This is a genomic window from Peribacillus sp. P4_D6 (assembly GCF_056401795.1).
On record NZ_JBFUIQ010000022.1, the window covers coordinates 16,894 to 29,119 of the forward strand.

Here is a 12,226-nt window from a genome sequence, read left to right on the forward strand (position 1 = left end):
GTCCCAATAAAGGCTTAAAAAGGATGTAATGAAATAGAGTATGTTGCAAACACTAGGCATGTGACGGCATGTGAAAGGGGTTGCTTCGCTTGAGCAGGAAAAAAGGGATTATGTCAAATGATCTTAAAGAGGAATTGGCTAAGGAACTTGGATTTTACGATGTTGTCCAGAAAGAAGGCTGGGGAGGAATCCGGGCCAGGGATGCAGGAAACATGGTAAAACTTGCTATCGAAAAAGCACAACGTCAATTGGTGAACAAAGAGTAAGATAAAACACTTAATTGTATCATGCCGTCATGTTGATGGAAGCCGGACTCTTTATACAATGTATAGCTCTATTCATTTTTGCTTACATTGTAGTTAAGGAGTCTGGTTTTTTTATGTATCGGTGAATGCCATATGGATATGTAGCAAGTCTTTTGGGATGCAGGAAGTGGCTGCTCCCCAATGAGCCTACATGTGTCTATTCTCCTCTAAGGGCCAATCTTAGTTTCATTACATTGAAATTACGATGAAAAAACCTTTAGAATATAAACAAATATGATAGAATAGGACAAGAACTTTTAAGAACGTTAAAGTAGGTGGACATATTGAAGCTTATGGAAAAAGCCCCGGCTAAAATTAATTTGGCTTTGGATGTGCTTTTCAAACGGCCTGATGGGTATCATGAGGTGGAAATGATCATGACGACAGTCGACCTTGCCGATAGAATTGAACTAAAGGAAATAACGGGAAATCATATTCAAATTCTATCCCATAATCGATTTGTTCCGGATGATCATCGGAATTTGGCTTATCAAGCTGCATTTATTCTAAAGGAACGTTTTGGGATCAATAAAGGTGTTTCCATAACTATAGAGAAAAATATACCTGTAGCCGCAGGACTTGCTGGTGGCAGCAGTGATGCCGCAGCAACCTTAAGAGGCTTAAATAGACTGTGGAAGCTTGGTCTTTCCATGGATGAACTTGCGGAAATCGGAGCTGAAATTGGCTCTGATGTTTCATTTTGTGTATATGGAGGTACGGCATTGGCAAGAGGGCGCGGGGAAAAAATCACGCATCTTCCTGCACCGCCAAAGTGCTGGGTCATCTTGGCCAAACCGACGATCGGCGTTTCGACTGCCGATATATACAAAAGGCTCCAAACTTCAAAAATGGAGCATCCGGATGTACCTGGAATGATTTCGGCTATTATGGAAAACAATTATCACGATGTATGTGAAGGGTTGGGGAATGTTCTTGAACAAGTGACATTGCAGTTATACCCGGAGGTTGCGAACATTAAAGATCAAATGAAGACATTTGGAGCAGATTCGGTCTTGATGAGCGGAAGCGGTCCGACCGTTTTTGGTTTGGTGGAACATGATTCGCGAATGCAGAGGATTTACAATGGTCTTCGCGGATTTTGTGATCAAGTCTATGCGGTCCGTTTGTTAGGTGATCGAAACAATCTTGAATAGAAACGTACATTAATGGTATAGTTGCTATATAATATTCGGAATTCACAAAGGGGGTGTCTCAATGAAATTTCGTCGCAGCGAGAGGCTAGTCGATATGACCAATTATTTATTAGAACATCCAGGGGAACTTGTTTCGCTGACTTATTTTGCGGAAAGATATAGTTCGGCAAAGTCCTCGATCAGTGAAGATTTGACAATCATCAAAGATACCTTTGAACAACGCGGGATAGGTTCTTTGACAACCGTTCCAGGTGCGGCCGGTGGAGTGAAATATATTGTTTCCATCAAGGAAGAAGAAGTCAATGCCTTCATTGATGGATTATGCGATACGATCGCTAGTCCCGAAAGGCTGCTTCCTGGCGGTTATCTATATATGACAGACATCTTAGGACATCCGCAAACCGTGAATAAGGTTGGAAGGATAATCGCCTCAATGTATGCCAAGAAAAATGTCTCAGTCATCATGACAATGGCAACCAAAGGGATATCATTGGCATACGCCGTGGCAAATTATTTGAATGTTCCAGTTGTCATTGTAAGCAGGAATAATAAAGTAACGGAAGGTTCTACAGTGAGCATCAATTATGTTTCAGGCTCTTCAAAGAGGATCCAGACTATGGTACTCTCTAAGAGAAGCTTGGTTGAGGGTTCGAATGTATTGATTGTAGACGATTTCATGAAGGCTGGGGGTACCATTAACGGTATGGTCAGTCTATTGGATGAATTCAAGGCAACAGTTGCCGGAATTGCGGTGCTGGTCGAATCCGAACATACGGAGGAGTGCCTTGTCGAGGACTATGTTTCTTTAATCAAGTTGACACAGGTGGTCGAAAGAGACAAGGAAATCAAGGTCAGCCGTGGGAATTATTTTACGAAAAAGGAATAGGGGGAATCATTTCATGAAAACGATACATACGGATGATGCACCGGCAGCGATCGGACCATATTCACAAGGTGTGATCGTGGATACGTTATTTTTCAGTTCGGGACAGATCCCGCTTACTGCTTCTGGTGAGATGGTGACAGGGGATGTCAAGGAACAAACACACCAGGTCTTTAAGAATCTCCAAGCTGTATTGAAAGAAGCCGGGGCTTCATTGGAAACTGTCATTAAGGCTACAGTATTCATTAAAAGTATGGACGATTTCGGTTCGATTAATGAAATATACGGAAAATACTTTTCTGCTCACAAACCTGCCCGCTCTTGTGTAGAGGTTGCTCGCCTTCCTAAAGATGCACTAGTGGAAATAGAAGTGGTAGCGCTCGTTAAATAAACGGGCGTTTTTTTATTTTTCAGGGCATTCGTAATGGGTAATTATCCTGCAATATATGGGTGATTTTTAATATTTTTAAAAACTAGGCTGAATTTTCTAAAAAAATTACAGATAATAGAAGGAGTTCACGTTTTTTTGTTGAATATGTACTTTAAGTTTTAACAACAACAAAAAGGGATGGTGAGCTTAAATGGAAGTAACTGACGTAAGATTACGCCGTGTGAATACGGATGGTCGTATGAGAGCTATCGCATCAATTACACTGGATAATGAATTTGTGGTTCATGATATTCGTGTGATCGACGGAAACAATGGTTTATTTGTAGCAATGCCAAGTAAACGAACTCCAGATGGAGAATTCCGGGATATCGCTCATCCAATCAATTCCTCGACACGCGGGAAAATTCAAGAAGCTGTCTTGACAGAATATCATCGATTGGGAGAACTTGAAACTGAATTAGAGGAAGCTGGAGCAGGTGCTTCTTAAAATAACCTTACTTTTAAACTTTAAATTTATAAGTCGTGCATCTAGAGCCTACTTCATAAGTAGTGCTCTTTTTTATTTATTCAAAAACAGATAAGTTTAGAACTTATCCGCTCATCATACAGACATTTGCTTAAATGAATTGTAAAACTTACGTGTTATCTAAAGTTTAAGTACCCATCCTTTTTATTTTTAAAACCTTTTTGCTCAACGGAAATTGAAATTTCTGTAAGGGGATCTCTCTAATGACCTGAATCGGTAACCTGATCTCGGAATGGGAGTAAACAACGGGTGCAGTGCTGCCAGATGGCTTGTACATAGGCATGGCGCGGTCGTGGCGGTATTTTGGGATAAAGGGGAGGAAACATGTTTCTGTACATTGACCGGGCATATATCATTCATTTCATGATGCCAAATAATGCTCCAAGGTCCAATGCTGGCATTTGTAAGCTGTCGGATAACGGAAATTTTTCACCCGATTGGTTGACAATTATATGTACTTTTAATTGTTACCTTGAAAAGAATCACTATTTGAGATAATATTTTTAGTGGATAAAAAGGTGAAAATGGAGGCCTGTTATGAGTAATCGCTATGCAATAATATTGGCCGCTGGGCAAGGTACTAGGATGAAATCTAAGCTTTATAAGGTTTTGCACCCTGTTTGCGGGAAACCAATGGTACAACATGTTATCGATCAAGTCAATCAACTTCAAATAGAAGATATTGTAACAGTCATCGGCCATGGTGCTGAAAAGGTTCAAGATCAACTTGGTGATTCATGCAAGTATGCCTTACAAGAACAGCAATTAGGTACGGCACATGCTGTAATGCAAGCGGAAAGCGTTTTATCCGCAAAAAGTGGCACGACCCTTGTTATTTGCGGTGATACGCCTCTGATTAAAGCGGAAACAATGAAAGAGCTTATAGCCTTGCATGAGCAAAGTCAGGCTAAAGCAACAATCTTAACAGCATATGCAGATAATCCTGCTGGCTATGGAAGGGTCCTTCGCGGTGAAGGCGGACTTGTAGAAAAAATCGTCGAGCATAAGGATGCTTCGGAAGAAGAAAGATATGTTAAGGAAATAAATACCGGTACATATTGCTTCGACAACCAAGCATTATTCAGCGCGCTGAAAAAGGTTTCGAATGAAAATGTCCAGGGAGAATATTACTTACCGGATGTTATTGAAATCTTAAAAGAAGAAGGCGAAGTGGTGACGGCTTTCCAATCCAGTGAATTCGAGGAGACATTGGGTGTGAATGACCGTGTGGCTTTATCGCAGGCTGAGCAAATTTTACGGAAACGCATCAATGAAAAGCATATGAGGAACGGTGTAACGATCATCGACCCGCTTACAACTTTCATTGAAGCGGATGTGCAAATCGGACAGGATACAGTCATTAACCCTGGGTCATTCATTAAAGGAAAAAGTATTATCGGGCAGGACTGCTTGATTGGCCCGAATACGGAAATCAGTAATTGTGAAATTGGTGATGGAACGGAAGTCCTCCAATCGGTTGTGCACGAAAGCAGTATTGGAAGTTTTGTTAAAATCGGTCCATTCGCACATGTTAGACCTCAATCAGATATTAAGGATTCCGTTAAGATCGGTAATTTTGTCGAAATCAAAAAAACCGTTTTTGGCAAAGGAAGCAAGGCCTCACATTTGAGTTATATTGGTGATGCAGAGGTTGGGGAGAATGTTAATATAGGCTGTGGATCTATTACCGTGAATTACGACGGGAAAAATAAATATTTGACGAAGATTGAAGACAATGTCTTCATAGGCTGCAATTCTAATCTGGTTGCACCTGTGACAGTAGGAGAAGGGGCATATGTAGCTGCTGGTTCAACCATCACGGAAGATGTACCGCAGCAAGCCCTATCCGTTGCCCGGGCTCGTCAAGTTAACAAAGAAGATTATGTCAAGAATTTGAAATTTAATAAATAACCGACGGAGGTCATCATGTCAAATCAGTATTTAGATCCTAATTTAAAAGTATTCTCTTTAAATTCAAACTTCGATTTAGCTCAGGAAATTGCTGCAGCAATCGGTGTTGAACTTGGAAAATGTAGCGTAACAAGTTTCAGTGACGGTGAAGTTCAAATTAATATTGAAGAAAGTATTCGTGGCTGTGACGTATACGTAATCCAATCAACAAGCCAACCAGTCAATGAAAATTTAATGGAACTTTTAATTATGATCGATGCTCTTAAACGTGCTTCAGCTAAAACGATCAATATTGTAATGCCATATTACGGTTATGCCCGCCAAGATCGTAAAGCGCGTGCGCGTGAACCAATTACAGCTAAACTTGTCGCAAATCTTTTAGAAACGGCTGGTGCCCACCGTGTCATCACATTGGATCTTCACGCACCTCAAATTCAAGGTTTCTTCGATATTCTGATCGATCACCTTGTTGCTGTTCCGATTTTAGCTGATTTCTTCAAGGAAAAAGATTTAAGTGATATCGTCATCGTTTCCCCAGATCATGGCGGTGTAACACGTGCCCGTAAAATGGCCGATCGCCTAAAAGCGCCGATCGCCATTATCGATAAGCGCCGTCCAAGACCGAACGTGGCTGAAGTCATGAACATCATTGGTAATATTGAAGGGAAGACAGCAATACTGATTGATGACATCATCGATACTGCAGGAACTATTACACTAGCTGCCAATGCCCTTGTGGAGAATGGCGCTAAAGCGGTGTATGCTTGTTGTACACACCCAGTCCTTTCAGGTCCTGCCATCGAAAGGATTCAAAATTCAACGATCAAGGAATTGGTCGTGACTAACTCGATTGCCCTATCTGAAGATAAGAAAATCGATAAAATCACTGGACTTTCTGTAGCACCTTTGATTGCAGAGGCAATCATTCGCGTGCATGAGGAACAATCAGTCAGTACATTATTCGATTGATAACAAAATAAAAAGAAACACGGCGGGCCTTTCGGGCTCGCCGTGTTTTCGTTTAAAAGTTTCAGAAAATATTTAATTCTTAGTTGACAGATGAGAATAGTAATAATAAAATAACCATACAAAATACAATTCATCTTCATGGAATGAAAACCTGTACGAATGTAATTGCATAATGGTTAACGCCGATCGGACTACCGAAGGCTCCTTTTCATTTACCATTAGAACATTAGGCATCTTTTTGCCCTATTGTCCTATTGGTGAAGGAAAGGAGCCTTTTATTTTTATATAAATAGTTTAAGAAGGGTGTGCAGAATATGAAGAAAAAAAGAAAGATATGGCTCCTGTCCATCTTCAGCATCTTCATGCTGATAGTAAGTGCATGTGGGCAGGAAAAGAACAATTCCACAAGTGCTGACGCAAAAGAATCAGATAAAACCATCCAGATCGGTTATCAAAAATTCGGGACATTAAATATTTTAAAATCAAAAGGCAATCTGGAAACACGTTTAAAAGAAGTGGGGTATACGGTCGATTGGACTGAATTCCCAGCAGGACCTCAGCTGCTTGAAGCCTTGAATGTCGGCAGCATTGATTTTGGGCACACAGGGGAGGCGCCGCCGATATTTGCACAAGCAGCCAATGCACCACTTGTCTACATTGCTAATCAGCCGGCAAACCCATCAGGGGAGGCTATAGTCGTGCAAAAGGATTCACCCATTAAAAATGTGAAAGATTTAAAAGGTAAGAAGGTTGGCTTGAATAAAGGTTCAAATGTTCATTATCTATTGGTCAAAGCGTTAGAAGAAGCAGGTCTTACTCTTGATGACATTCAGCCCGTCTACTTGCCGCCGGCTGATGCGCGAGCGGCTTTTGAAGGAAACCAAATCGACGCCTGGGTAATATGGGATCCGTTTTTATCAGCGGCGGAATTGGAGCTTGAAACGAAAACGATCCGGGATGGAGAAGGACTGGTGGCGAATCGAGAATTCTTCTTGGCAACTGATTCATTTGCCGGGAATGAAGAGGCGTTGAAGATCATCAAAGAAGAACTGATAAAAGTTGATAAATGGATTGAAGAAAACCCAAGGGATGTCGCTGAGTTTTTATCTCCGGAAATCGGAATGAGTGTGGAGGCATTGGAAAAAACATTAAATAGAAAAGAATACGGACTTGAGGAGATTTCCAGTAAAGTTTTGGATGATCAACAAAAGATTGCCGATACATTTTACAATCTTAAATTAATTCCAAGCAAAATTAATGTTCTAGATGCATCTGCAGATGTTAATAAAAATTAAGGGGGAAATAAAATGAAAGTATTTTGGTTTTTGCCATCACATGGGGAAAGTCGCTATTTAGGATCGACAAAGGGAGGGAGAGCGATTACACTTCCTTATTTAAAACAAATTGCACAGGCTGTCGATCATTTAGGTTTTGAAGGGGCTTTGCTTCCGACAGGTCGGTCTTGTGAGGATGCTTGGGTAGTTGGTTCTTCATTGATTTCTGCAACGGAAAGAATGAAATTTTTAGTTGCTATCCGTCCAGGTTTAATGTCGCCAACCTGGGCTGCGCGTATGGCTTCAAGCTTCGACAGGTTGTCGAATGGCCGTCTTTTGATCAATGTTGTAACTGGGGGGGACCCGGTCGAATTGGCAGGTGATGGCGTTTTTCTGAATCATAAGGAACGTTATGGGCAAACAGATGAATTCCTTGATATCTGGAGAAAGGAAATGTCCGGGGATAAAGTGGACTTTGAAGGGAAGCACCTAAAGGTTGATGGCGGGAATATCCTGTTGCCGCCTGTACAAAAACCGTATCCACCACTATATTTCGGAGGTTCTTCCGACCCGGCCATCGATATATCAGGAAAGCATATAGATGTGTACTTGACTTGGGGTGAGCCCGTGGTGCAAGTGGCTGAAAAAATTGAAAAGGTGCGTAAAAAGGCAGCAGAATATGGACGTGAGGTCAGGTTTGGCATACGGATGCATGTCATTGTAAGAGAAACGGAAGAAGAAGCTTGGCAGGCAGCGGACGAACTCATTAAATATGTGGATGATGAAATGATTGAAAATTCACAAAAGATTTTTGAACGATTTGATTCAGTGGGTCAGAAGAGGATGTCGCAACTTCATAAAGGAAGCAGGGATTCGCTCGAAATCAGTCCAAACTTATGGGCGGGTGTTGGTTTAGTGCGCGGGGGCGCCGGTACGGCACTAGTCGGGAGTGCAGAAAATGTTGCTGCCAGAATGAAGGAATATGAAGAAATCGGAATAGAATCCTTTGTTTTATCCGGATACCCTCATCTTGAAGAAGCGTACCGTGTGGCGGAACTATTATTCCCGTTACTCCCTGTCGAACAGCAGCAAGTGCCCGTTTCGAAAGCGACGAGTCCATTCGGTGAAATACTGGCAAATGACCACTACCCTACAAAAGGAAGTGAAATTGAAGATGAAATTAAACAAAAAGTTCAATAGTTTGCACCTCATATCATGGATTGTGCCCATTCTGCTTTTGGTAACGTGGCAGCTGTTGTCCTTGTGGGGGATTCTGTCGGAACGGATATTGCCTGCCCCGACTGAAGTCTTTCGAGCTGGCGTCGCTTTATTGAAAACAGGGGAACTTATAGATTATATCGGCATCAGTGCTCAGCGGGCATTCATCGGTTTTTTAATCGGCGGGATTATTGGTTTTGTACTAGGGTTGTTAAATGGCTTATCAACCATTGCTGAAAGCTTATTCGATACATCGCTTCAGATGTTGCGTAACATTCCGCATTTAGCTTTAATACCACTGGTGATTCTATGGTTTGGTATAGAAGAAGAAGCGAAAATCTTCCTTGTCGCTTTAGGGGTTCTATTTCCTATCTATTTAAATACATTTCATGGTGTGAAATCGGTGGATAAGGGATTAATCGAAGCGGCGAGGGTTTATGGGTTAAGTGGTTTTTCTTTATTCTGGAATGTGATTCTCCCTGCGGCCTTTCCATCCATTTTGGTGGGTATCCGCTTCTCCCTTGGAATCATGTGGGTCACATTAATTGTCGCAGAAACAATATCCGCTAATTCCGGAATTGGATATATGGCTATGAATGCCCGTGAATTCATGAGGATGGATATTGTTGTTCTCAGTATTCTCTTATATGCCTTATTAGGAAAAATATCGGACGTTGCGGCCAAATTAATTGAAAAAAGATGCTTAAAGTGGCATCCGTCATACCAATGAGGAGGTCATTAACATGAAAAATGGAAATTCGTTGGAGTTGCAGGGTGTAAGAAAGGATTTTGGGGAGTTTGAAGTATTAAAGGGGCTGGACCTGACATTTAAAAAGGGAGAATTCATAGCCATTGTCGGTAAGAGTGGATGTGGAAAGAGCACCTTGCTTCGTCTTGTGGCAGGACTGGAAAGGCCGACGGGCGGGCAGATACTGGTGAATGGAAAACCATTGAATGGGCTAAATAAATCATCACGTACGATGTTTCAGGATGGCAGGCTTTTTCCTTGGAAAAAAATCCTTCAAAATATTGGCGTAGGCTTGAAAGGGGATTGGAAGTCAAACGCTATGGAATTACTGGAGCAAGTGGGCCTTGCAGATCGAGCAAATGATTGGCCGTCCGTTTTATCTGGGGGGCAAAAACAAAGGGTTGCATTAGCGAGGGCATTGGTGAACCAACCTGACATTCTCCTCTTGGATGAGCCGCTAGGGGCATTGGATGCTTTAACGAGGATTGGCATGCAAAGGCTGATTGAAGAACTATGGAGAAAAAGGGACTTTACTGCCTTACTCGTTACACATGATGTTGAAGAAGCTGTAATGCTTGCCGACCGTGTCATATTAATCGAAGAAGGCAAAGTCGTCATGAATAAGGAAATCAATCTGCCGAGACCACGGAAAAAGGATAGTATTCAATACTCATCACTAGCAGCCCAAATCCTTGACCGAGTGATGCAAGTTGAGGGGGAAATGGAAAAAAAAGCGATTCACGCTTGAATTAGAGAAAAAGAATGAAAAAAGATTTTGCAGGGAATTCCTAAGTTTACCATATGTTTATCGCCTTCTTGCTCCCGTCGGATTTTACCTTTCATGTTTAATGATTCACCATTTAGGGAAATGTTAAATATAGAGAAACTTGTAATTCATATTAGGAAGGCGGAGGATGTATGAGTAATATATTAGCTGCAAAAGAACGTACGGATTCAAAACACTCTAATTTAAGGAATTTGAGGGAAAGCGGCGAAATCCCGGCGATAGTATATGGCAATAAAAATGACAGTACGGCCATTTCCGTCAATAATATCGAGCTTCAAAAGACAATCAAGGAAATAGGCCGTAATGGGATCATTTCTCTGGACTTGGAAGGTAAGAGTTATGAAGTCATGCTCTCCGATTATCAAAAGGATCCACTAAAAAACTCCATTTATCATGCAGACTTTTTAATTGTGGATATGTCCGCTCAATTACAGGCACAAGTTCGCATCAATCTTGTCGGTGTGTGTAAAGGCGTGAAAGACGGTGGGGTCCTCCAGCAGTCTCTTCATGAAGTGACGGTCACGGCTAAACCTAATGACATTCCTGACGCCATCGATGTTGACGTTACCGAACTTCAGGTAGGGGATACAATCTACATATCGGATATCCAAACGAATAAGCAAGTTACAATCGGCCACGATGGTGAAGAAGTTGTTGCATCTGTTTTGGCTCCTCGCCAGGAAGAGGAAATAAGTACAGGTGAACAGCAGGATGGCGGTATCCCTGAAAATGAAGAAGGCAGGGAAACCAAGGCATCACCAGAGTCATGATGCCGGGATTAAACAAGTGAATCGTGTTATAATAGGCGTAGCTCTTAACGAGTTACGTCTTTTCAATCTCTGGATGCATCCATTTAAATCGGACAGATTTTTTTCGAAATGGAATCCTTTAATTTGGATTTTACCTAATTAGTTCTCCGGTCGCTTGCAGTCCAGCTTGAAATTAGGGTACTATTTTTCTAAGGTCGATGGATCTTGGAAAAACTTCGTCCCAGTGTAACTCCTTAAATAACCGTAATGACGGAGTGTGAATCATGAAAATTATTGTAGGGTTAGGGAACCCCGGTAAACAATATGAAAAAACCCGGCATAACGTCGGTTTTGAAGTAATAGATGAGTTATCCAGGAGATGGTCGATCCCTCTTGATCAAGCAAAACATAAGGGGATATATGGTTCAGGAATGGTAAAGGGAGAAAAAGTTTTATTGCTTAAACCTTTAACCTATATGAATTTGTCAGGAGAATCCATTTCGGCTGTCATGCATTTCTTTAAGGTGGATATCGCGGATGTGGTCATAATATATGATGACCTTGATTTGCCTCCAGGAAAGCTTCGCCTTCGTCAAAAAGGAAGTGCAGGCGGTCATAACGGGATAAAATCTTCAATTGCCCATTTGGGTACACAGGAATTCAATCGAATCAGAATAGGCATTGGCCGCCCGATTGGCCGCATTCCGGTATCTGACTATGTATTAGGGCGTTTTTCGCCTGAAGAATGGGATCATGTCGGAGCAACGATCGAAAAAAGCGCAGCATCATGTGAAGCCTGGTTGGAAAAACCATTTATACAGGTCATGAACGAATATAACCAATAAGCAGAGAGTAGATATAAGTAAAGAATAATATCTTCCTGTTTCGCTGAATAAAAACCCTCCACTTTTGTACATACTAACACTATTACAAAAATAGGGGGTTACCAAATGGCTCTCCATTATCGATGCCGACATTGCGGAACTAAGCTGGGCTCAATCGAGGCACACTCACTGAGTACGGAGCAGTTAGGTTTTAATCAACTTACCGATGAAGAGCGACAAGAGATGATCGTTTATGATTCTGAAGGGGATATGCATGTAAGGGCGATATGTGAAGATTGCCATGAATCGCTGCAAAGAAACCCTGATTTATATGAAAACGATTATATTATTCATTAGCGGGAGAGGGCTTTGGACAAAATCCAAAGCATTTTTCCGTTTGTCTGGAATACCAGGGCACATAAAAGTTGCCGTTAAAGAGGATCTTGGTGATGGCCAAGTTCAAATACAGCAAATGGTTTTTCGCACG

General features: G+C 41.6%; 14 protein-coding genes. All 14 read left to right on the forward strand.

Annotated features, from left to right (window positions below):
• Positions 1–89 precede the first annotated feature (89 nt).
• The 14 genes from AC1DVB_RS09875 (at position 90) to AC1DVB_RS09940 (ending at position 12,096) form a co-directional block, all read left to right on the forward strand.
• Positions 90–266, forward strand: a complete 177-nt coding sequence (locus AC1DVB_RS09875) for a small, acid-soluble spore protein, alpha/beta type (protein ID WP_034316340.1) — start codon at positions 90–92, stop codon at positions 264–266.
• Positions 267–589: 323 nt separating this feature from the next.
• Positions 590–1,459, forward strand: a complete 870-nt coding sequence (ispE, locus tag AC1DVB_RS09880; protein ID WP_034316338.1) for a 4-(cytidine 5'-diphospho)-2-C-methyl-D-erythritol kinase — start codon at positions 590–592, stop codon at positions 1,457–1,459.
• A 61-nt stretch (positions 1,460–1,520) separates the two neighbouring features.
• Positions 1,521–2,345, forward strand: coding sequence for a pur operon repressor (purR, locus tag AC1DVB_RS09885; protein WP_057276492.1), 825 nt, complete (start codon positions 1,521–1,523; stop codon positions 2,343–2,345).
• A gap of 13 nt (positions 2,346–2,358) precedes the next feature.
• A complete protein-coding gene (locus AC1DVB_RS09890) occupies positions 2,359–2,733 on the forward strand; it encodes a RidA family protein (protein ID WP_477589121.1) in 375 nt (124 codons plus the stop codon).
• Between the two features lie 190 nt (positions 2,734–2,923).
• Positions 2,924–3,220 (forward strand): septation regulator SpoVG, encoded by a 297-nt coding sequence (spoVG, locus tag AC1DVB_RS09895; protein WP_034316332.1) that lies wholly within the window; start codon positions 2,924–2,926, stop codon positions 3,218–3,220.
• Positions 3,221–3,796: 576 nt separating this feature from the next.
• Positions 3,797–5,170 carry a bifunctional UDP-N-acetylglucosamine diphosphorylase/glucosamine-1-phosphate N-acetyltransferase GlmU gene (gene glmU / locus AC1DVB_RS09900; protein WP_057276494.1) on the forward strand — a complete coding sequence of 458 codons (1,374 nt, stop codon included), beginning with the start codon at positions 3,797–3,799 and terminating at the stop codon, positions 5,168–5,170.
• Between the two features lie 15 nt (positions 5,171–5,185).
• The gene (locus tag AC1DVB_RS09905) at positions 5,186–6,139 is read left to right on the forward strand and encodes a ribose-phosphate diphosphokinase (RefSeq protein WP_057276495.1); all 954 of its coding nucleotides are present in this window, start codon (positions 5,186–5,188) and stop codon (positions 6,137–6,139) included.
• Between the two features lie 314 nt (positions 6,140–6,453).
• Positions 6,454–7,434 (forward strand): sulfonate ABC transporter substrate-binding protein, encoded by a 981-nt coding sequence (locus AC1DVB_RS09910; RefSeq protein ID WP_377331462.1) that lies wholly within the window; start codon positions 6,454–6,456, stop codon positions 7,432–7,434.
• A gap of 12 nt (positions 7,435–7,446) precedes the next feature.
• A complete protein-coding gene (gene ssuD, locus AC1DVB_RS09915; protein WP_477589124.1) occupies positions 7,447–8,613 on the forward strand; it encodes an FMNH2-dependent alkanesulfonate monooxygenase in 1,167 nt (388 codons plus the stop codon).
• Positions 8,588–9,361, forward strand: a complete 774-nt coding sequence (gene ssuC, locus AC1DVB_RS09920) for an aliphatic sulfonate ABC transporter permease SsuC (RefSeq protein WP_221408431.1) — start codon at positions 8,588–8,590, stop codon at positions 9,359–9,361. Before ssuD ends, ssuC begins: the two co-directional genes overlap by 26 nt.
• A 13-nt stretch (positions 9,362–9,374) precedes the next feature.
• Positions 9,375–10,127: an ATP-binding cassette domain-containing protein gene (locus tag AC1DVB_RS09925; protein WP_063574554.1), complete on the forward strand. Its 753-nt coding sequence runs from the start codon at positions 9,375–9,377 to the stop codon at positions 10,125–10,127.
• Between the two features lie 170 nt (positions 10,128–10,297).
• Positions 10,298–10,936, forward strand: coding sequence for a 50S ribosomal protein L25/general stress protein Ctc (locus AC1DVB_RS09930; protein WP_477589127.1), 639 nt, complete (start codon positions 10,298–10,300; stop codon positions 10,934–10,936).
• A 263-nt stretch (positions 10,937–11,199) separates the two neighbouring features.
• On the forward strand, positions 11,200–11,760 hold the full coding sequence (gene pth, locus AC1DVB_RS09935) for an aminoacyl-tRNA hydrolase (RefSeq protein ID WP_034316321.1): 561 nt from the start codon (positions 11,200–11,202) through the stop codon (positions 11,758–11,760).
• Between the two features lie 105 nt (positions 11,761–11,865).
• Positions 11,866–12,096, forward strand: a complete 231-nt coding sequence (locus AC1DVB_RS09940; RefSeq protein ID WP_034316319.1) for an anti-sigma-F factor Fin family protein — start codon at positions 11,866–11,868, stop codon at positions 12,094–12,096.
• The last annotated feature ends 130 nt before the right edge of the window (positions 12,097–12,226 follow it).